The sequence below is a fragment of the Rothia mucilaginosa genome (assembly GCF_019334805.1).
Taxonomy (GTDB): Bacteria; Actinomycetota; Actinomycetes; order Actinomycetales; family Micrococcaceae; genus Rothia; species Rothia mucilaginosa_C.
In genome coordinates, this window is sequence record NZ_CP079822.1 from 1,309,418 (window position 1) to 1,330,092 (window position 20,675).

The following is a 20,675-nucleotide window of genomic DNA, read 5'->3' on the forward strand; positions in this document are numbered from 1 at the left end:
CATTTATTCACTCAAACACAACTGGATACACTCAGCTTAATGACGCGCTTAGATTCCATCTATGCGCTAATCGCTGTCTGTATCCGCCAAGAAAGAGGACACTCCATGGCTACCATCATGAGCGTGAACGTATGCGATTCCAAGTACAACGCTGACCCCACCGGCGTACGAGACTCCACTAGTGCTATCCAGAAGGCTATCGATGATGTTGCTGCGCAGGGCGGCGGCTCCGTGGAGATTCCCGGCGGCATGTACCGCGTCTCCTACCCCTTCATCGAAATGAAGCACCGCGTCGAGATCTTCGGCCACGGTCAGGCAACCCGAATCGTCGCTTTCACCGACAAGGGTATTCCCTCCACCAAGAACGGTAGCTACGAATGCACCGGCGTTTTCCACACCGGTAGCTACACCACCCCCATGAGCGGTGGCACCAACCAGAACAAGCCCATGCGTATGGGCGTGCGTGACCTGTTCATCCGCACCAACAAGTACAACCTGCCGCTGGATTCTAAGAGCAACCAGATTTTCCTGGAGAAGCACACCCAGCCCGTCGACAACGTTGCAGGCGTCATCTTCCACACCCGCATTGCGGACGCTAACCCCGGTGAGCCGGACGCAGTGCCCACCCTGTCCAACATCGAAATCTGGGACACCGCCATTGGCGTTGCGATCCTGGGCCTGGACGACCAGGGCATGAAGATTGACAAGATCCGCATCCGCCAGACCCTGCGCCAGGGCCTGCTGGTCGGTAAGCCCGTCGGCCACCCGCTGCGCCCCCGTGAGGGTGACACCCCCGGTGCGGCAGATAACAAGTTCTCCATGATTGACGTTTCTGACGCAAACATGAGCTTCGGCACCTACGCGGGCATCGAGATTTACACTTCTCAGTCCAAGTTCGAGGCGTCCACCAGCTGGTTCAACAAGCGCAACCAGGGTAAGAACGCCCTGTACGAGGTGAAGACCCGCCACGTGGGTGCAGGCTGGTTTATTCAGGGCACCCGTAACATGTTCATTGGCTGCACCGCCCAGGAGAACGCCGGTCACGGCTGGCTCGTGGAGTGGGGCAACAACCAGTTCATTGGTTGCCTGGGCGAGTCTTCCAGCTTCCAGGACGCTGTTACTGGCGCTGCTCGAGGTGACGAGGCGGCGAACTGGTACATTGGCCGTAACGCACGCGGTAGCCGCTTCGTGGCTCCTCGTTCGCACAACCCTTACAGCTGGGCGAAGGCTTCCCTGTACGGTTTCTACATTGAGAACAACATTCGCGATATGCACATTACGACTGCGTCCGCGAAGGATGACCGTATTGGTGAGAACAACATGGTCGGCCGCCGTGTTCACGTGACCGGCGCTATGGGCGATAACGTGCTCATTGAGGTGGATCATATTCGCCACGCGACTTTCGCGCCGAAGCAGCTGGAGAAGCGCGGCAACGGCGTGTTCATGGGCTAACCCTCACGGGTTAGGCTCTGCGAGCTGAGGCTCGTGATCACAAAATCTTAAAACGCATACGTCCGAGGGGCGGGGAGTAATCCCCGCCCCTCGGCGTTTAACCCGCCCATAAAATGGCAGAAAAACAGCCGAAAAACTGTAGAAAAACGGGGTAGGGGAGCAGGCATCACAGTGCCCGGTCATCGCCTCCACACGCCCAATGCGGTACCCTTGAGCAGGGAGGCAGGTCTGCCGGTGCACAGGCCCGCACACGCCAACACATCCGCAGAAATGCGCCCAACACACCGCACCACACAAACTCAACACTGCACCCACGCAGCACCGTATTCACCGCTGCCGTATTCACTTACAGCCGTATTCACTCAATTCACTCACCCGCGCCGCCTTCAGCACCGAACGCGGTACCCATCGAAAGAATTGAGCCCCTCATGCCCGATACGCCCATGAGCATCAACGCCATCAACTACGGCGCAGACCCCACCGGTGCCAAAGACTCCACCGCAGCCATCCAGCGCGCAGTCGACGACGTCGCCGCACGCGGTGGCGGATCCGTAGAACTGCCCCGCGGCATCTACCGCGTCTCCTACCCCTTCATCGACATTAAGCACCGCGTCGAAATCTTCGGCTACGGCTCCTCAACCGTCGTCATCGCGCACTCCGACCGCGCCATCCCCACCACCGCCAACGGCCACACCGAATACACCGGCGTGTTCCACGTCGGCAGCTACACCACCCCCGTCTACGGCAACTACAACGCCAACAAGCCCATGCGCATGGGCGTACGCAACCTGCACATCCGCACCAACGCCGCAAACACCCCCATCAGCAGATACCCGCTCGATGCGCACACCACCCCGCTGAACAACGTCGCCGGCGTCATCTTCCACACCCACCTGACCGGCGACATGCTCAACGAGCCGGACATCGTGCCCGTTATCGCAGGCGTGGAAGTCTGGGACACCGCCATCGGCGTCGCCGTGCTCGGCCTGGACGACCAGGGCATGAAAATTGATGATGTGACCATCCGCCGCACCCTCAACCAGGGCCTGCTGCTCGGCAAGCCCGTCGGTCACCCCCGCCGCCCCAACGAAGGCCAAAACTCCGGCGCGGCAGACAACAAACTGCGCGGCGTAGACGTTGCCGAAGCGAACCTCAGCGGTGGCTCCTACGCCGGTGTCGAGGTGTACGCGGCGCAGGCGAAGTTCGAAAACTGCTCCAGCAACAGCAACCACCGCACCAGCAACAAGAACGCCCTCTACGAGCCCGCCACCCGCCACGCCGGCGCAGGCTGGATCGTGCAGGGTGAACGCAACATGTTCATCGGCTGCACCGCACGCTCCAACGCGGGCCACGGCTGGCTTGTTGAATGGGCACATAACATCTTCATCGGATGCGAAGCGGAAGGCTCCAGCTGGGCTGGCACCGTCAGCGGTGCCGCCGGTGCTGACGAGGCCGCCAACTGGTACATCAGCCGCAATGCGCGCGGTACCCGCATGGTCGCGCCTGTCTCCTACAACCCCCCGGAGAAGCCCGCCTCCCTGTACGGCTTCTACATTGAAAACAAGATTTACGACCTGCGCATCACCGAAGGCACCGCCAAGGACGACCGCATCGGTGAGGGTAATATGCTCGGCCGCCGCGTGTACGTTACCGGCGCAATCGGCGCGAATGTGGTTATTGAGGTTGAGGAACTGCGCCACTCCACCTCGCCCGCCGGTCAGCTCACCAAGGAAGCTTATAACGTGATGCGCGGCTAGTAGAGGCTGACGGTCGCTACTAGACACGCCCGAACCGGTTCGGGACTTTCCTGTGAATCGTAATGCAGGGGCGTGTGCCCTAGTGGGCGCGTTATACCGCGATATATCAGCTAAAAATCAAAGCAGCTGCGAATGGAATACATACCATTCGTAGCTGCTTTGTTGTTTAGAACAATGTTTAATTTTTAGTTGATAAAAGTCTCAATTAAATATTGAATAAAATATCAATATGTACTTTAAACTTTCTATGGCGGTGTAAAACAGTCCATTCACTGTGCACCACCATAGCCGTGCAATAGCATGCGGGACGATTACCGATTGGCACACACCAAAACTGCATCGTCGCACGTCAGCCCCTATTCATTGCCGCTTCTTACTATTCCTCAACGAAAGCTTTCCTCCCTTTTCCTATTCGCTCCATTTGGCGACACCACGGTCGACCCAAAAATCGGTTCCTTCCGGCCGGTTCCCAACCACAATTACATAAGGACAACCCATGTTTCCGGTTATTTCTCGAGCGCTCACACCCGCTCCCCGCGCACGCCGCACCCTTGCCCTCACCCTCACACTTGCCCTCGGTGCCGTACCCGTCACCTCCGCGGCGAGCGCACAGCCTGCCGCCGCAGAACCCGCAGTGAACCTGCAGCTCGTCATCAAGGCACAGCAGCCCAAGGACGACCCCGCATACCTAGAATGCGTCGCCACCTTTGTTGGCACCATGAACGCCACCCCCGGCGTGTGGGCGGTCTGCCACGGCTACCTCGACAGCGAAGAATACACCGTCACCCGCCGCCACAGCACCGCAACCGTCACCCGCGGCCAGCTCGTACGCATGCTCTACCGCATGGCGGGATCCCCGACCGTCAAGAACCTACCCAAGACCTCCCCCTACAAGGACGTGGCAACCACCGACCCCGACTACGCCGCGTACATTTGGGCGGCGGACGCGGGCATCACCTCCGGCTGGGATGATGGGCTCTTCCACCCGGATGACTACGCCACCCGCAACACCCTCGCCGCGTTCCTCTACCGTGCCGCAGGTAGCCCCGATGGTGCCGCACGCATGCGCCAGATTCGCCGCCCGCTACGTGCCGAAGCTAAGAAGGTTGAGCAGTTCAAGACCGAAAACCGTTGGGCAGCCCGCACGCTCGGTGCCTACCCCGAAGCCGATCGCGACGGTGACGGCGCAGTAGACGTGGTGGACCCCGCCAGCCCCCTGTACTTCTCTGACGCCCTGTACATGCTCAAGGCGTACAGCGATAAGGGCCTGAAGGTTGTGGGCACTCCCGTCGTTGACTAGGAGGCCGTTGACTAGGAGTAATATCGACTATATTCAGTGCTCTAACTAGATTCAGCGCTGACTAGCGTATATATTCACCGCCCGCCGGTGCGACCCAATGGGTTGCGCAGGCGGGCGGTGCTCTGTTCCGGGTGCTGTGCTGTTCTGGCAGGTTGCGAGCGCCCGTGCCCGCCGCGCCATCGCCTCCGTGCAATGAAGGGCGCCTGCTCTGCACCCGCTAAGCTAGAAGGCATGAAGATTGCCACCTGGAACATCAACTCAATCCGCGCCCGCGAAAACCGCGTCGAAGACTGGCTCGACGAACACGACGTTGACGTGCTCGCCCTGCAAGAAACCAAAACCAAAGACGAAACCTTCCCCTTCGACCTCTTCGAATTCATGGGCTACGAGGTTGCGCACTTCGGCCTGAATCAGTGGAATGGCGTGGCAATCGCCTCCCGAGTCGGCCTCGAAGATGTGCAACGCGGCTTCGATAACCAGCCGCACTTCGGCAAGCCCGGCGAACCCGAGGTGCTGGAGGCGCGCGCTATCGGTGCGACCTGCGGCGGCGTGCGCATCTGGAGCCTCTACGTGCCCAATGGCCGCGGCCTGACCGACCCGCACATGGACTACAAGCTCCGCTGGATGGAGGCGCTCCGCCAGAACGTGCACAACGAACTGGCTGCCAACCCGCAGGCGCAGCTCGCCCTGGTCGGTGACTGGAACGTCGCCCCCGAAGACACCGACGTGTGGGATATTGACTTCTTCCTGCGCAACGAAATGACCCACGTGTCCGAACCTGAACGCCGCGCCTTCGCCGCCCTGCTCGAAGAAGGCATGGTGGACGTAGTACGCCCGCACACCCCGGGCGAGTACACCTATTGGGACTACCAGGCGGGCCGCTTCACCAAGGACGAGGGCATGCGTATTGACTTCCAGCTGTTCTCGCCCGCGCTCGCCGCACGCGTGGAACGCGCCTGGATCGATAAGGTCGAGCGCGCCGGTGAAGGCGCAAGCGATCACACGCCGGTCGTGGTTGAGATTGCCGACTAGACCGAGCGCATAGCTTGCCGTAGAACCGCGTGTAGCAAGGAGGCGGGGGAGGGGTCCCTCGCCTCCTTGCTGTATCTGCAGGTGCTTCTGTTCCTGTGCGCCTGCCCTTGTGTGTCTGTCCCTGTGTTTCTGTTGATATTTCGGGGTTTCTGTGTAGCTTAGTTGAAAAGTTCGACTAGACGAACTATTGTTAAATTCCGCCCGGGACGACAGGCAAAAGCGCATTATGATGCCTGCGCAGACACAACCGTGTCCCTAGCGTCCCGGCGCGGCAAATCCCATACATCAACCACATACTCAAACCCGTGACTTCCAATGAAGGATGCCTCATGAACGCTTTCACCCTCGCAGGCAGCAACGCACGCCGCCTCGTCCAGGCGCTCTGCGCCGCCCTCGCACTCACCCTGCTACTCGTGCTCACCGGTTGCGGCACCACTGCTAGCACCACCGATGGTGCTAAGAGCAGTAGTGGCAAGAAGACCGTGCTCACCACTTTCACCGTGCTCGCAGACATCGCCCGCAACGTGGCAGGCGACGACCTGAACGTCGAATCCCTCACCAAGCCCGGCGCAGAGATTCACGAGTACGAGCCCACCCCCTCCGACCTGAAGAAGGCACACGCCGCCGACCTGGTGCTTGACAACGGCCTGAACCTCGAATCCTGGTTCGCGAAGTTCGTTGAAGAATCCCACGCTAAGCACGTGACCGTCTCCGAGGGGGTCACGCCCATCTCCATTACCGAGGACGCCTACGAGGGTAAGCCCAACCCCCACGCCTGGATGAGCCCCAGCAACGTGCAGAAGTACGTGGACGTGATGATTCGCGAATTTAGCGCCCTCGACCCGGCCCACGCCGCCGACTACAAGTCCCGCGGCGAAGCCTACAAGAAGCAGCTGCAGGACGTGCGTGACGAGCTCGTCAAGGAAATCTCCACTCTGCCCGAGAACCAGCGCGCACTCGTCACCTGCGAAGGCGCCTTCTCCTACCTGGCGGCAGACGCGGGCCTGAAGGAAAAGTACATTTGGGCGGTCAACTCCGAACAGCAGGCGACTCCCTCGCAGATTTCCTCCGCAATCGATTACGTGCGCCAGAACCAGGTGCCCGCCGTGTTCTGCGAATCCACCGTCTCTGACAACCCGATGCGCCAGGTAGCCGACGCCACCGGCGCACGATTCGGCGGCGTGCTCTACGTGGACTCGCTCTCCGAGGCGAACGGCCCCGTGCCCACCTACCTGGACATGATCCGCTACGACGCACGCACCATCGTGGCGGGCCTCAAGGGCAACTCCTAAACCCCGAATAAGCCCGGCATAAACCCGGGTAAACCCCAAACCCCCGATAGGATAGGAGGGGCGGTCGCCTTCACGGCTCCGCTCCTCCCACGCCGTTAACACTCGCTCACACAGCACCCACTCACCACCACACAAGCAAGTACACCCGCCGCACGCATACGGTGACCACCAGAAAGAACACAAGGAATGAGCACTCTTCTCAGCTGCGAAAATGTGCACGTGAACTACGGGCCAGTCCGCGCCCTCACCGGCGCATCCTTCACCCTGGACACCGGGCGTATCTGCGGCCTGATCGGCATGAACGGCTCCGGCAAATCCACCCTCTTCAAAGCCATCATGGGGGTCGTGCCCGTGCACGCCGGCAGCATCACCCTCGACGGGCAGCCCGTCGGCGGTCACCGTGGCGGTCGCAGCAAGAACGCGCATCACCGCGCCGGACTCGTCAGCTACGTGCCGCAGAGCGAAGAAATCGACTGGACCTTCCCCATCTCCGTGCGTGAGGTTGTCAGCATGGGACGCTACCGCAACCTCGGCATCACCCGCCGCCTGCGTGCCGCGGACCGTGCCGCCGTGGATGAGGCGCTCGCCCGCGTGGAACTGACCGACCTTGCCGACCGTCAGATTGGGGCGCTCTCGGGCGGTCAGCGTAAGCGCGCCTTCGTGGCACGCGCTATCGCCCAGGGTGCCCAGCTGCTGCTGCTGGATGAGCCCTTCGCCGGCGTGGACAAGCGCAGCGAGGCGATGCTCATGCAGGTCATCAAACAGCTGCGCGACGAGGGCGCAACCGTGCTGGTTTCCACGCACGACTTGGCGACCCTGCGCCAGTTCGCCGACGAGGCGCTACTGCTGCGCGGCGAGATTCTGATGCACGACACCCCGGAGAAGGTGCTCGCCCCCGAGAACCTGGTGCGTGCCTTCGGCATGGAAGTGGACGCCGGCGCGTCGGTCGCTACCGCTGCCCCCGGCGCTGCTACCTCCGGCACTACTACGATCAGCTCTGCGGAAGGGAAGAACTAAATGGACATCCTCAACTTTCTGGTGGAGCCGCTGACCCTGCCCTTCATGCTCCGCGCATTCGTGGTCACCGTCATTGCCGCCGCCGTCTGCGCCCTGCTGTCCTGCTGGCTCGTGCTGCTCGGCTGGTCGCTTATGGGCGACGCGATCTCGCACGCGGTGCTACCCGGCGTGGTGCTCGCCTACATTTTCGGTGCGCCCTTCGCGGTGGGTGCGGTCATTGCCGCGCTCCTGGCAGTGGCGCTCATCGGCGGGGTGCGGCGCAGCGGCCGCGTGCGTGAGGACGCCGCGATTGGCATCGTGTTTACGACCATGTTCGCGTTCGGTCTGGTGCTGATTTCGGTCACGCCGTCGAATACCGACCTGAACCATATTCTCTTCGGTAACGTGCTGGGTGTGTCCTGGTCGGACGTCTGGCAGGTCGCTATCCTCGCGGTGATTGTTGCCGCCGTGCTGCTGGTGAAACGCCGCGACTTCGTGCTGTACGCCTTCGACCCGGGCTTTGCGCAGGCGGTGGGGTTGCGTCCGCGTCTGCTCGGCGCGCTGCTGCTCATTATGCTGGCGCTGACCTCGGTGGTGGCGCTGCAGATTGTGGGCGTGGTGCTGGTCGTGGCGATGCTCGTCATCCCCGGCTCCACGGCACGCCTGATCACTGACCGGTTTGTGCCGATGCTCGCGGTGAGCGTGGGAGTCTCCCTGGTGGGCACGCTGACCGGCCTGTACGCCAGCTACCACGCGGATGTATCCCCCGGCGGTGCCGTGGTCGTCACGCAGGGCCTACTGTTTGCCCTGGCGTACGTGTTCGCCCCGCGCTACGGTCTGCTGGGCAGGATGCGTGCCCGCCGGCTCAGCGTGACGGCAACAGAGCGTGACGGCGCCTGAACCCCGGTAGCTGAGCCGTCAGCTTCCTAAGTAAGCTCACTGAATACACTCACCGAATACAGCAATAGGCGGAAAGTCCCACCGTGGGGCTTTCCGCCTATTGCTATCTTCTGAAGGTTTAGTCGCGCCTGCTCGCCCGGCTTGTCGGGCTAGAAGCCCGCCGCTAACGCGCTGTACCTAACGCACCGTGCGGGATACGAACAGGGAGGCGGTCGCCTCCGCACCCAACGGAATAATCGTGCCGCCGGGCTTCACCGCACCGGCCGCGTCTGTCTCGTGCAGGTTGCCGGAACCGGCACCAACCACGCTCACGTTCACCGCCTCAGAGAAGGGTGCTCCCTCCTCAATGTGCAGGCGCACACCGGGCACAAAACCGTGGCCCTGCAGGTAGCGCAGCAGGCGCGGGTCGTCATCGTTAATGCGTTCGAGCACGACCGTTTCGCCGGGTTCGCACTGGCTCAGCGGCACGGTCTGCGGAAAACTAATGTGCCCCGAAGAGTCGGGGATCGGGTCGCCGTGCGGGTCGCGGGGCGGGTGCCCCAGCAGGGTGTCGATGCGGTCCACCATGAAGTCGGATACCGCGTGCTCCAGAACCTCCGCCTCGTCGTGCACACGGTCCCATGTGTAGCCGAGAGTCTCCACGAGGAACGTCTCGATGAGGCGGTGGCGGCGAATCATTGCCAGCGCGTAGGAGCGGCCGGTTTCAGTGAGCTCAATAGCGCCGTAGGGCTGATGCTCGATCAGGTCGGCGGCGGCGAGGCGCTTGAGGCCGTCAGATACCGAAGAAATGCGCAGGCCCATGCGCTCTGCCAGGGCGGATGCGGTGGCAGGGGTTTTGGTCCATTCTTCGAGGCTCCAGATTTCCTTGAGGTAGTTCTGGGTGCTGACGGAAAGTTCTGAAAGGGGCATAAAGATAAGTTTACCTTTTCTCGGGTTTTGCCCGCCGGGATGATGGTTGCGGAAGCGGTGAAAATCCAGGCTTAAAGAGCGTCCCGCCCGGACGGTTCACCCCTGGCAGGGGGCGACCATCACGGGCGGGATCGGGGTGTTCGGTTCCGCGCTGGCAGGTACGAAAGGCTGGCAGACGCGAAAGAATGAGGGATGCGCGGCGACGGTTAGGTGGTGCGGCGGCGCGAACGGTCAATACGGGTCAGCAGTTCGATGAGCGCACCGCGTGCCGCCTGCTCCTCGTGCCAGAGGGAGCGGACGAGGGTGCGGCTGACCGCCTGGGTGGTGATGCCGAGTGCGGTTGCGGCGGCCTTCTGTTGGCCGCGCACGCCGGGTACGAGCAGGTTTACTACGCGCCATTCGGCGTCGGTGCGGTCGGCGCATACGCGGTAGAGCAGGCGTGCGGAGCCTGCGGCGAGGTCGGCGAGGTGGCGGTTGTCGGCGCTGACGCTGATGCAGCGTACGGGTGCGCCTCCTTGTGCTTCTTCGACGGCGAGGCGTGAGAATTCGAGGGCGTCGCCGGTGCAGTCGGTGGTGCTGACGGCGCCGAGTGCGCCTGCGAATCGGGGGATGTTGAGCTCGCCGATTCCGATGCCGACCCAGAAGCCGTTATCGCGCGCGGCAATGAGCGCCGCGTGGAGTGCGTCGCTGGCGCGGTCGAAGGCGCCCTGAATTTCGTCAGGGTATGTCTGGGCGAAGGCAACACGCGGGTTGAGCTTTGCGAGTTCGTCCGACAGTGCAGTGAGTGAGTGCTGTGCGGAACGTTGAATAAAGGTTAGAACGAACACCTTCCTATTATGCCGTAAAACCTTCAACAAGCGGCGTAAGGTTCGCCGTAATACCGGCAACATTTAAACCCCTAAAAATGCGCATTGATAAGGGGAATTATCGTGAGCATGCACTGTGTGCAGAAATCCTTGAAAGGACGTAGAACACCCCCGAAAGGAAAATAATTTTCATGCAAGTGCACGTTGAATTATTCGCTTTCGGGGGCGTTGAGTGGAGTTGATAGACGGGGCTACCGCGGAACTACTGTGCGTTCGTTACCTGCGAGATATGCGGCAGCTGACGTAGCGGCTTCTGGAATACCATCACCACCAGCGACAGGAAAATGAACACCGCGTAGAACAGCGCCGTGTACGTAATACCCCAATCAACAATGAGGAAGCCTGCCAGCAGAACAGCCAGCGGGGTCAACGCCATGTTCGGGATGCCCTGCACCGAGTGCACGCGACCGATCATGTGCTCCGGGGTGGATGCGTTGATGTACGCAATGATGCTCGAATTGAAGGAGGGAAGCACAATACCCGCCAGCACAATCAGCAGGCACACCGCCCACAGCATCGAATGAACCACCGGTAGCAACAGGTAGCAGGCCGACATGATAGCCAGGGAGGTGATGCCGAGCGGGCCGAGTGCAAACTTCTCGGTCAGCGGGCCGACCAGGAACGAGCCGAGCAACACGCCCACACCGAAGGCGCTCGCAAAAATACCGATGAAGAGCGGGTGTGCGCCCTCCAGGGTGTAGTAGTAGATGAAGGTGAGCGGAATACCGACCGTTCCAAAGTTCGCAAGTGTTGAAACGAACGCAATGGACACCAGTACCTTGTTCTTCAGGATGTACTCGAAACCGGCTTTTGAGTCCTGCCAGAAGCTGGTTTTCTCGCCCTCCTCCTCTTCTGCGGGCTGCCGACTAGCGCCGTAGCTCTTGGGCGCGACGATGAATGCCAGCAGGTTGACGACCGCGTGAACTGCGGTCATGAGCACGGTCGAGAAGCCGATAATGATGCCGGCGACCGGGCCGCCCAGTAGGTTGGCGGTGGACTCGCGCGTCTCGCCCATACCGGAGGCGTACCCCAGGTGTTCCTTGGGGACTACGCGGGTGATGATGGACTGTTCACTCGGATAGTCGAAGGTGGAAATGATGGCGGCGAGAGAAATCGTGATCACCAAAACGTAAATGTTGGTGACGTTGAAAACGAGGTAGAGAAGAATCGCTATCCAGGACAGTGACTGGCCGATACAGGACAGTGCCAGGCACTTTGAGGGGCCGATTCTGTCGACCCACGTTCCAGATACCGCTCCGGCGCAGGTGGCGAGAACACCCGCGACAAAGAGGGTGATACTCGCAGCTTCGGGGGAGCCGGTCAGCGCCAAAATAATGATGGGCGTGGTGATATAGCTCATCGAGTCTGAGAGTTGGTTGGCTCCAATGGCGAAAAGAGTATTTCTAAAATCTTTATTCTTGAGTAGCTCGGTGTTGACACTCATGGGGGCCTCCACGATGGGGTTTAGGGTGTCGCGCGGCGTGCAATCCGCCGTGTTGTAGTTCGTCGTGCGCAATTGTGTGAGTGAATACCCTGACAGTCGGCTGTGTCTGCCTGTATGTGCCTGTTTCTGCTTGTGCACGCCGGTCATGATGGGTGGTTGAGGATGCACGGAGCGGCTCATCGGGAGCCACCCCCCGCACAAAAGTGTGTCGCGCGATACTTTAGATTCTATAAGAGACGTGAATCATATGCGTGAAGGCTAGTTGAAAAACTTTCCCCATTTTGAGTATTGACATTAGGGTTAGTATGACTACAATTCATTCTTGGTGGTTCCACCTGGCTAAATCTTCAGCGGCTAAACCCTGACTAAACCTCAGCTAAACCCGAATCCGGGCACGCCAAAGACCCCCGCAACGCAGCGGGCGGGGGAGTGCAGAAGAGCGCAGAATAAAGGCGCTCCAGGTGCTACCCAAGTACGTACTAGTCAGCGGGGCGCTACTCCACCAGGCCCGCGAAACCCGACAGAGCCAGCACCTCCTTAACACCCTGCGGCACCGAACGCGCCACCCACGGCGAATGCACCAACACCGCCCGCCACTGACCGCGCGACACCGCCACATTCAAACGATTCGGCGAGAGCACAAAACCGGTACCGCGCCCAGAATCAACTCGCGACGACGCCAACGACACCAACACCACCGCAGCCTCCTGACCCTGGAACTTATCCACCGTGCCCACGCGCACGCCAGCACCCGAAGAATCCGCCAGTCCAGCGGCAATCAGCGCCTCACGCACACAATCAACCTGCGCGTTATACGCCGCCACCACAATGCAATCCTCAGCCGCCAACGGGCGCGGCTCAGCGCCAGCCGCCGGAACCCACTCACGACCCAACAACTCACGCACGCAATCCACCACCGCCTGCGCCTCCTGCACAGAACGCACCGAACAGCCCGCATGCTCCACCGGATACGACACCACACCCGGCTCAATACCCTGCAGAGTACGACCAGCCGTCGCCGCCGCGCTCGCCAACGCGCCATCATAAGACAGCCACGAAACCCGCTCACACAACGCCGAATCCATACGCCACGACTCACCCAAGAAATAGCCAAAACGAGGATCCAATGCCGCCGCACCATCAGACAACCAACCCAACGCCGAAACGTCCACCGGGTACGGGTGCACACCCGTCGACACCTGCGGCAACTGCTGCGGATCGCCCAACAGCAGCACCGAACGAGCCGCACGAGCCGCCGCCACCGTATTCGTCAGAGAGAACTGGCCAGCCTCATCAACCACCAGCACGTCCAGCGACCCGGCAGGCACACGACGCTCACTCACGTAATCCCACACCGTGCCGCCAAACAGCAGACCGCCCGCACCAGAAATCAGCTCCACCAGCTCAGAATCAGACACCTCAGACCACGGGGCGTCCGGGGTCACCGACTTGCCGCGCAGACGCACCGCACGTGAAACATCAAAACCATCACGGGCACAGCACGCCAACATAAGATTCTCAATCACCGCGTGCGACTGAGCCACCACGCCCACTTTCGCGCCCTCCGCCACCAGGCGCGCAATCACATGCGAGGCGAGGAAGGTCTTGCCCGCACCGGGAGGGCCCTGAACTGCCACATAGGAGCGGTCGAGAGCGCGAACCGCCGCGTGCACGGCATCCACCGTAGGCAGGTCAGAGGCGGGAAAATCAACCTCACGGGGTAGATTTTCTGCATTTTTAGCGTTCGAGGCGCTCTTCTTGAGGCGCGGTGCGCGACGGAACAGCAAATCCGCGGAGGCGCTCTCCACCCCCGTCAGGGAAGCCGCCGCATCGAGCACGCTCGGTAGGGCGCTGGGGGAGGCGGGGGCATCAGAGGGCTCGGAATCTTCATCGGTGATAGGGCCGCTAGGCATGAGGGTGCTAGGCATTAGCGCACCGCCGAAAAGTAGCCCATGCACATCAGACTGCAGAGCCGCTTCAATCGTCGCCGTCGACACCGGATCACCGGGACCAATACCCGAAGGCAGCGCGCGGTGCGGCTCATCCTTCACGCGGATGCGCTCCTGCAGAAGCACCTCCAAGAACTCGCCGGTAGACTCTGCGGCAGTCTCTTCAGGGTCCGTAGAATCCTCGGAACCGGCACGGAAACCACCCTGCGCCACAGCCAGCACACGCATGCCAAAGAAACCGGTCGCCGCCAACTCGGCGGGCACACGCTCACCCGGATTCGACGCACGGAAATAATTCAGCTGCGACTCCATGCGGTCCAGCGCAATCTGCGGGCTCAACCCCGCCTCATACGTACAAAAAACCGCACGGTCAGAGGGTGCAATCACCAGGCTCGGGTCAGCCTCAATTCGCGCACGCAACAGACGCACCTGCGCGCCGCGCACACGATACCAGCCGGGGGCGTCTTCAATCTCGGCGGGCTCCTTCATGGCGGCGGCAAGCGCCTCCAGGTCTGCGGGGGTGTTCAGAAGAGCATGCGCATGCTCCACCGAGAGCACCTGCACCCGATCAAGGTACGCGTAATCGCGGCTCGCCACCCACGCCGTCGGGCCGTCCTCCAGGCGGCGAATGTGCTCACGCCAGAACGGGGCACGCTCGCGGCGGTGATAATTCGTCATGGACAGCAGCATCGCCGCCTCAAGCTCACCGGCACCCCAGCCGTGCTCCGCCGCGTGCTCCTCCAGGGAGGCAAGCTGGGCATCCAGCAGGCACTGCAGGCGGTACTGTTCGCTGTCGTTCTCCACCGCGGCGGGCACCCTGTACATGACCGGGTGCTCCTCAGTTTCAGGATTCTCGGTGGTATCTTCGGCAGTGTCTTCAACGGCGTCTTCGGTGACGAGCTCCGGGGCGTCGGTCGCGAGGGCAAGAGGTGCCGCCGCGTTCAGGCACGCCGGGCACTCGCCGCAGGTCAGAAAATACGGGATGCGCTCGGCAAGTTCCGCCGGTTCCACGCCCTCGTTCAGTGCCTCGGTGAGCGAGAGGAGGCGCTGCTCCTGCAGGCGAATCAGCGGAAGAATACGCGCCGAATCAACCCTGTGAGGTTGAGGAACGGGGGAGTGGTGCTCAGCGTACTCAGTGGGTTCCGATTCGGACCCCGCGCTGTACTCATTCGCGCCGTGCTCCAGATGAAGGTCGAGGCGTGCGGCATTCTCGGTGCTCTCGGCGCTTTCGGTGGCGCTCTTGGTTGCACTAGCGGTCAGCAGGTGCGCCGCCAGGGCACCGCGCAACAGTGCCCGATGCGCCGCCTCACCCAGGTGCGGGGTGCAGACGATCCGGGCGGTATTGCTCTCGGCGGTGCTGTCCGCAGCCGGGCAGTCGAGGCGGTCGAGCTCCACCGTGTAGGTCAGCCCCGCCGCGGAGGTCGCCACCAGGGGCACCGGGCGCGCTGTGCCGCCCGCGTGCTCACTGCCGACTACTCCACTGCCGACCATTCCACCGGCGGTCAGCGCTCGCAGGCACTCGCGGTACGCTTCGCGGGCGCGATCCAGCTTCTCGGGGGTCGGGTGGGCAGACTGCTTCTGCGCACGCTCCTGAAGCTCGGTGTAGAGTCGCAGCTCGCATGCGGAGGTGGCGGTCAGATCAGCGAGGGTGAAGGTAAGGTCCATGGTGACTTTTCTGCTGGAGGAGAGAGAAACAAGGCGGGCATAAAACCCCGCCGCTGGGAGTGGGCGAGAGCCCCGGTTGAGGAGCCTGTTGGCACCCCGTGCAGCCCCTCGCCCCGAGAGGTTGATTTTCAGGTTTCACGTGAAACACTACAGAAAATCAATCTGTACAGGATGATTTAGAGGGCTTTCGGGCTATCCGGGCGCACACGTTAGGAGGCTGCATCCGCCGCAGCCGCAGTAGAAACTGCCGCCGCGGACGCTTCCGAAGCGGGTGCCGAGGCGGCCTCAGAAGCCGGGGCACTTGCCCCATCCGAAGCGGGTGCAGAAGCAGCCGGCGCTACCGCAGAGGGGCTGGCAGAAGCACTCGGCGCAGTCGAACGGTTCGCAATCGCCGCCGCCGCCGCGTCCACGCGTTCCTTCGCGGCGGGCAGCGCATCCGCACCGCCCAGATCGTTCAGAATAATCGCGAAAATCAGGCGGGTGCCGTCGGGTCGGGTCGCCACACCGCACAGCGAAGACACCGTGTACAAGGTGCCGGTCTTCGCCTGCACAAAAGTGCGTGCGTGCACGGCGTTCGCCGCACCAAAACGACCGGACAGGGTGCCGCTCACGCCCGCGACCGGGAACGTGCTCATCAGCTGCTCCGCATGCTCATCAGCATTCAGCAGAGCCACAACCTGCACGAGGGTTCGGGCGGTCACGCGGTCCGTCAGGGACATGCCGCACACGTCCGCCTGCACCAGGTTTTCAATGTTCACGCCGGCATCCACGAGCGCCTGGCGCACGGTCTGCTGTGCCGCCTCGCCGCTGCCTTCCTTACCTGCGGCAACGGCGGCGCAACGGCCGAGCACCTCGGCGAGAGCGTTGTCGGATTCGAGCATCATGTGCTGTGCCTGCTCCAGCAGGGTTGCCGACTCGACCGCGGCGATTTCGGCTGCTTCCGCGGGGGCGGTGCGGCGCTCCGCGAGGGTGAAGCTCATGCCGGACTCCTTGCCGGCGGTGTTGAGTGCATCCACGAACGCCTGCTGGGCGGCAACCGCCGCATCATCCGGGCGTACCGGGTTGCTTGCGGTGGACTTGCCCGGCACCGTGTGCGATTCGAGCGCAATGGGGTGAATGGGCGTGATCTGGCCGGACGCCACATCGGCGGCATCCCAGCCGGGGTTCACGCCGGGGCCGCTGAAGAAGGTGCCGTCAAGGTAGACGGGCAGCGCCGCGGTCGGCTTCTCGCCCTGAAGAAGCGCCTTCACGGTCAGCTCGGCGAGGGTGGTCAGGCCTGCGCGTCCGACAATCTGCTTCGGGTTGGAAGCGCCCGCACCGAGCAGGGTGTCGCCGCCTGCCATGAGGTACAGTCCGGCGGAGTCGCGGGTGACGCGGGTGCGCAGGCGCGCCTGCAGGTTCGCGTAGTGGTTGAGTGCGAACAGGGTCAGCACCTTAAAAGTGGAGGCGGGCACGCGCGCGGTGTCGGCGTTGGCGGCGTACAGGTCGGCGGGCGCGGTGGTTGCCTTAATGCTGGGCAGGTTGCCGTCCATGCCGGTGACGAGCAGGCTGTACTGCGGGTAGGTGCCGTCCGCGAAGAGCGCGGTGAGGGCGTTGCGCAGCTGCTCCTGTTCGCCCTCGGGCAGTGCGGGGGCGAGGGTTGGGGTGGCGCTCGGGGTTGCGGAGGCGGTCACCTCGGCGGTGCCGGTGGGGCTGCCGGTTGCACTGCCGGTGGGGCTTGCGGAACCTTCGGGGTGTTTCTGTTCGGTTGCGGCGGATCCGCAGGCGGTGAGGAGGAGCATGCCGCCGAGGGTGAGGGCGGCGCGGCGGGTGAGGGTGGTGGTCTGGGTGTTGTGCTTGTTGGAAGGCATCTTTTGAGCATAGCGGGCGGATGGGGTGCCTATCGAATTTACGCGCCGGTGCTGGGATGCTCATGCCGCGCTCTGCTGCCCCTCACGACCCCTATCTGGGCTGCCCGGCATGGTGGCGGGGTGTGCTGGCGCGCGTGCTGGCGGGCGCGGGACTAGGCGGAACGTTAACTGTGGTGTGAGCGTGGTAAATTACGCTGGTTTTGGCGCCGAATACACGGTTTCGGTGTGCGTGAACGGGTTACAATGGGTGAGTTCAACACCTAACTTTCGCACCTTGCGCGCCGAAGTCGCCGCGAAAGTGACTCTAACTCACGAGAAAGAAGGTTCCGATGGAACTCGACGTCACTATTGAAATTCCCCGCGGCTCCCGCGTGAAGTACGAAGTGGACCACGAGACCGGCCGCCTGCGCCTGGACCGTGTGCTGTTCACCTCCATGCAGTACCCCACCGCTTACGGCTACTTCGAGAACACCCTGGGTGAGGACGGCGACCCGCTGGACGCAATGCTGATCCTGGACGTTGACGTTGTTCCCGGCGTGCTGGTTGAATCCCGCCCGGTCGCAGTGTTCAACATGACCGATGAGGCTGGCGGCGACGCTAAGGTTCTGTGCGTCCCCACCGACAAGCGTTACGACCACATCAAGTCCCTGGCTGATGTTCCCGAGCAGCTGAAGGCTGAGATTCAGCACTTCTTCGAGCGTTACAAGGACCTGGAGCCCGGCAAGTGGGTTAAGGGCGAGGGCTGGGAAGACCTGGCTGCTGCTGAGAAGATGGTCCAGGAGGCTATCGACCGTTTCGCAGCTGAGGGTCACTAAGCTGCCGCACCGTTAGGTGCACCCGGTTTTGTAGGGGGCGTGTTCCCCGTGTCTGGTTCGTGCGAGTTTTCGTGCGTGCTGGAGGCGGTGGGCACGCCCCCTTTTGTTGTGCTCCTTGGCTGTGTTTGGGGGTGCCGGAAAGGCGTGTTTAACCGAACTATTCTTCGGAAAATAGCCTCAGAGAGCTTCTCGAGGTGCTATTATGGGCATATTACGAAGAATAGTTCGTATAACGTGAGGTTCTGTAGCGGTGAGGAGGAAACCCCCATGGCATTCGACGCAACGGGGTTCGCACAGGAATTTGGTGCCCAGGTTCGCGCCGTCCGCAAGTACGAAAAAATCACCCAAATGGAGTTGGCATGGATGGTTGGGCTCAGCGATAAAACAATCCGCGATATTGAGCGTGGGCTACCCGGCCCGTCAATTGGTGCGGTCCTCAAGGTCGCCCAAGAGCTCGGCATCGAGCTGACTATTGCCAACCCCCTCACCTAACCCCTCCCGCACGCCTATATAAAGGAACCACCATGCAGAATGGACGCGCAGGACGCCTGCACCCCGCCGTCGGCACTGCCCGCCGCCACCTCGCCGCCGCCCTCGAAAAGCTCCTTGGCGCCGGAAGCATCAAAGCCACCGGACGCTCCCGCACCGCCTCCACCGCGGACGCCGCCGACCTGCCCCTGCTCTTGGTCGCCTGCAGCGGCGGCCCCGACTCCCTCGCGCTGGCGGCCATCGCCGCGCACTTCGCCCGCCGCGGCGACGTGCGCGTAGGTGCCATCATCGTCGACCACGACCTACAAGAAGACTCCGCCGCGGTCGCCGCGCAGACCGCGCAGACCCTCACCGACCTGGGGCTTCACCCCGTCATCACCGAAAAAGTGCAGGTTCCCGTCGGGAACATGGGCCCCGAAATGGCGGCGCGCACCGCCCGCTACACCGCCTTCACGAAAGCTGTTGAAGCCACCGGCGCCCGCGCCGTGCTGCTCGGCCACACCCTCGACGACCAGGCAGAAACCGTGCTGCTCGGCCTAAGTCGCGGCTCCGGCACACGCTCCCTTGCCGGTATGCCGCCGGTGCGCGTCGAAGAGGGCGTCACCTACCTGCGCCCCTTCCTCGGTCTGCGCCGCACCGACATGCTCAATATCTGCGACGCCGAAACCCTCACCCCCTGGATTGACCCGACCAACGCCGACCAGTCCCTCATGCGTGCCCGCATCCGCCACAGCGTGCTGCCCTACCTGGAGGAGCATCTCGGCGGGGACGTCGCCCGCTCCCTGGCGCGCACCGCCTCCGTAGCTGGCCCCGATGCCGAATACCTCGACGAGCAGGCACATGCCGCCTACAAGCAGGCGCTCCTACCCGCCGGAACCGCCGTGCGCGGCATCGAATGTGAAGACGCCGTGCTACTGGACCGTGCGCAGGTGGCGGCGCTGCACCCGGCGCTTCGTCTGCGTGTGCTTGCGACCGCCTGCAAGGCCGCCGGAGGAGAGAACCCCGGCTTCGAGCGACTGCAGGCGCTGGACTCTTTCACCGCCGAATACGCGGTAGCTGGGCCCGTTCAGATGCCCGGTCACGTGAGCGCGTACCGCCGCCGCAAAATTGTGCATCCAGCAACCGGTGAACGCCTGGACGTGCTCGTATTAGTGCCAACTCGACCCTAACTAGGTGCCCAGCTAGGTGCCCGCGGAGCCCCCTCAGCACACACTATCTGCGTGGTGAGGTGCGCCGCGGCGCCGTTTTAAGCCATACTTAAGGCGAACACCATCCACATTGTCCGCTGTGGGAAGGCATGAAACCCCTCACCCGGGGCCCCCGGCGGAGGCGCAGAGCGTCTAAAAGAATACGAAGGAATACATCGTGCAGGCTATCGACGTGCAGGACGATATTAAGAACGTTCTCTTCAGCAAGGAAGAGATTAACGCGAAGGTCGCCGAACTGGCGGCGCGCATCGACGAAGACTACGCCGGTAAGGACGTGCTGTTGGTGGGTGTTCTCAAGGGCGCCATCATGATCATGGCTGACCTTTCCCGCGCTCTCAAGGGCCACTACACTATGGACTGGATGGCTGTTTCCTCGTACGGTTCCGGCACCAAGTCCTCCGGCGTTGTGCGTATCCTCAAGGACCTGGACACCGACCTGGTGGGCCGCAACGTCCTGATCGTTGAAGACATCATTGACTCCGGCCTGACCCTGGCATGGCTGCAGCAGAACCTGATTTCTCGCGGCGCAGCTTCCGTTGAGATTTGCACCCTGTTGCGCAAGCCCAAGGTTGTCAAGGCTGACGTTGAGGTCAAGTACGTCGGCTGGGACATCGAGCCCGAGTTCGTTGTTGGTTACGGCCTGGACTTCGCTGAGAAGTACCGCAACCTGGACTGCGTCGCAACCCTGCACCCGCACGTTTACTCCTAAGCCTTCACCTCAGCAACCATGCTGTAGGTGGTGACGCCCCGC

16 protein-coding genes are annotated in these 20,675 nt (G+C 62.3%); 11 read left to right on the plus strand and 5 right to left on the minus strand.

The window, feature by feature from the left end; genetic code table 11:
* Nucleotides 1–105: 105 nt before the first annotated feature.
* The 7 genes from LPB405_RS05130 to LPB405_RS05160 all read left to right on the plus strand — a co-directional run bounded on the left by LPB405_RS05130 (nt 106) and on the right by LPB405_RS05160 (nt 8,729).
* Nucleotides 106–1,452 carry a glycosyl hydrolase family 28-related protein gene (locus LPB405_RS05130; protein WP_070599353.1) on the plus strand — a complete coding sequence of 449 codons (1,347 nt, stop codon included), beginning with the start codon at nt 106–108 and terminating at the stop codon, nt 1,450–1,452.
* 428 nt (nt 1,453–1,880) lie between these two features.
* Nucleotides 1,881–3,209, plus strand: coding sequence for a glycoside hydrolase family 55 protein (locus LPB405_RS05135; RefSeq protein WP_219100416.1), 1,329 nt, complete (start codon nt 1,881–1,883; stop codon nt 3,207–3,209).
* A gap of 496 nt (nt 3,210–3,705) precedes the next feature.
* The gene (locus LPB405_RS05140; protein ID WP_219100417.1) at nt 3,706–4,509 is read left to right on the plus strand and encodes an S-layer homology domain-containing protein; all 804 of its coding nucleotides are present in this window, start codon (nt 3,706–3,708) and stop codon (nt 4,507–4,509) included.
* A 231-nt stretch (nt 4,510–4,740) separates the two neighbouring features.
* Nucleotides 4,741–5,541, plus strand: coding sequence for an exodeoxyribonuclease III (locus LPB405_RS05145; RefSeq protein WP_219100419.1), 801 nt, complete (start codon nt 4,741–4,743; stop codon nt 5,539–5,541).
* 329 nt (nt 5,542–5,870) lie between these two features.
* The gene (locus LPB405_RS05150) at nt 5,871–6,833 is read left to right on the plus strand and encodes a metal ABC transporter substrate-binding protein (protein WP_219100421.1); all 963 of its coding nucleotides are present in this window, start codon (nt 5,871–5,873) and stop codon (nt 6,831–6,833) included.
* Nucleotides 6,834–7,019: 186 nt separating this feature from the next.
* On the plus strand, nt 7,020–7,850 hold the full coding sequence (locus LPB405_RS05155; protein ID WP_219100423.1) for a metal ABC transporter ATP-binding protein: 831 nt from the start codon (nt 7,020–7,022) through the stop codon (nt 7,848–7,850).
* Nucleotides 7,851–8,729 (plus strand): metal ABC transporter permease, encoded by an 879-nt coding sequence (locus tag LPB405_RS05160; protein ID WP_219100426.1) that lies wholly within the window; start codon nt 7,851–7,853, stop codon nt 8,727–8,729.
* Nucleotides 8,730–8,906: 177 nt separating this feature from the next.
* Here the strand turns inward: LPB405_RS05160 and LPB405_RS05165 are convergent, their stop codons facing one another.
* The 5 genes from LPB405_RS05165 to dacB form a co-directional block, all read right to left on the minus strand.
* Nucleotides 8,907–9,638 carry a metal-dependent transcriptional regulator gene (locus LPB405_RS05165; RefSeq protein WP_219100428.1) on the minus strand — a complete coding sequence of 244 codons (732 nt, stop codon included), beginning with the start codon at nt 9,636–9,638 and terminating at the stop codon, nt 8,907–8,909.
* A 206-nt stretch (nt 9,639–9,844) separates the two neighbouring features.
* Nucleotides 9,845–10,465 carry a recombinase RecJ gene (locus LPB405_RS05170; RefSeq protein WP_257604853.1) on the minus strand — a complete coding sequence of 207 codons (621 nt, stop codon included), beginning with the start codon at nt 10,463–10,465 and terminating at the stop codon, nt 9,845–9,847.
* A 241-nt stretch (nt 10,466–10,706) separates the two neighbouring features.
* Entirely contained in the window at nt 10,707–11,948 is a 1,242-nt protein-coding gene (locus tag LPB405_RS05175) for an MFS transporter (RefSeq protein ID WP_219100433.1), read from the minus strand.
* A gap of 494 nt (nt 11,949–12,442) precedes the next feature.
* Nucleotides 12,443–15,562: a DEAD/DEAH box helicase gene (locus LPB405_RS05180; RefSeq protein ID WP_219100435.1), complete on the minus strand. Its 3,120-nt coding sequence runs from the start codon at nt 15,560–15,562 to the stop codon at nt 12,443–12,445.
* Between the two features lie 209 nt (nt 15,563–15,771).
* The gene (gene dacB / locus LPB405_RS05185; protein ID WP_219100437.1) at nt 15,772–17,412 is read right to left on the minus strand and encodes a D-alanyl-D-alanine carboxypeptidase/D-alanyl-D-alanine endopeptidase; all 1,641 of its coding nucleotides are present in this window, start codon (nt 17,410–17,412) and stop codon (nt 15,772–15,774) included.
* A gap of 329 nt (nt 17,413–17,741) precedes the next feature.
* On the opposite strand from dacB, the gene ppa reads away from it, so the two are divergent.
* The 4 genes from ppa (at nt 17,742) to hpt (ending at nt 20,633) form a co-directional block, all read left to right on the plus strand.
* Entirely contained in the window at nt 17,742–18,227 is a 486-nt protein-coding gene (gene ppa / locus LPB405_RS05190) for an inorganic diphosphatase (protein ID WP_005504328.1), read from the plus strand.
* 267 nt (nt 18,228–18,494) lie between these two features.
* Nucleotides 18,495–18,719: a helix-turn-helix domain-containing protein gene (locus tag LPB405_RS05195; RefSeq protein WP_049344278.1), complete on the plus strand. Its 225-nt coding sequence runs from the start codon at nt 18,495–18,497 to the stop codon at nt 18,717–18,719.
* A 32-nt stretch (nt 18,720–18,751) separates the two neighbouring features.
* Nucleotides 18,752–19,885, plus strand: a complete 1,134-nt coding sequence (gene tilS, locus LPB405_RS05200; protein WP_219100439.1) for a tRNA lysidine(34) synthetase TilS — start codon at nt 18,752–18,754, stop codon at nt 19,883–19,885.
* A 196-nt stretch (nt 19,886–20,081) separates the two neighbouring features.
* Nucleotides 20,082–20,633, plus strand: coding sequence for a hypoxanthine phosphoribosyltransferase (gene hpt, locus LPB405_RS05205; RefSeq protein ID WP_005504342.1), 552 nt, complete (start codon nt 20,082–20,084; stop codon nt 20,631–20,633).
* Nucleotides 20,634–20,675: the final 42 nt, after the last annotated feature.

Coding starts and splice junctions, on each gene's coding strand:
- LPB405_RS05130 (WP_070599353.1), top strand. CDS start 106: ATGGCTACCATCATGAGCGTGAACGTATGCGATTCCAAGTACAACGCT.
- LPB405_RS05135 (WP_219100416.1), top strand. CDS start 1,881: ATGCCCGATACGCCCATGAGCATCAACGCCATCAACTACGGCGCAGAC.
- LPB405_RS05140 (WP_219100417.1), top strand. CDS start 3,706: ATGTTTCCGGTTATTTCTCGAGCGCTCACACCCGCTCCCCGCGCACGC.
- LPB405_RS05145 (WP_219100419.1), top strand. CDS start 4,741: ATGAAGATTGCCACCTGGAACATCAACTCAATCCGCGCCCGCGAAAAC.
- LPB405_RS05150 (WP_219100421.1), top strand. CDS start 5,871: ATGAACGCTTTCACCCTCGCAGGCAGCAACGCACGCCGCCTCGTCCAG.
- LPB405_RS05155 (WP_219100423.1), top strand. CDS start 7,020: ATGAGCACTCTTCTCAGCTGCGAAAATGTGCACGTGAACTACGGGCCA.
- LPB405_RS05160 (WP_219100426.1), top strand. CDS start 7,851: ATGGACATCCTCAACTTTCTGGTGGAGCCGCTGACCCTGCCCTTCATG.
- LPB405_RS05165 (WP_219100428.1), bottom strand. CDS start 9,638: ATGCCCCTTTCAGAACTTTCCGTCAGCACCCAGAACTACCTCAAGGAA.
- LPB405_RS05175 (WP_219100433.1), bottom strand. CDS start 11,948: ATGAGTGTCAACACCGAGCTACTCAAGAATAAAGATTTTAGAAATACT.
- LPB405_RS05180 (WP_219100435.1), bottom strand. CDS start 15,562: ATGGACCTTACCTTCACCCTCGCTGATCTGACCGCCACCTCCGCATGC.
- dacB (WP_219100437.1), bottom strand. CDS start 17,412: ATGCCTTCCAACAAGCACAACACCCAGACCACCACCCTCACCCGCCGC.
- ppa (WP_005504328.1), top strand. CDS start 17,742: ATGGAACTCGACGTCACTATTGAAATTCCCCGCGGCTCCCGCGTGAAG.
- LPB405_RS05195 (WP_049344278.1), top strand. CDS start 18,495: ATGGCATTCGACGCAACGGGGTTCGCACAGGAATTTGGTGCCCAGGTT.
- tilS (WP_219100439.1), top strand. CDS start 18,752: ATGCAGAATGGACGCGCAGGACGCCTGCACCCCGCCGTCGGCACTGCC.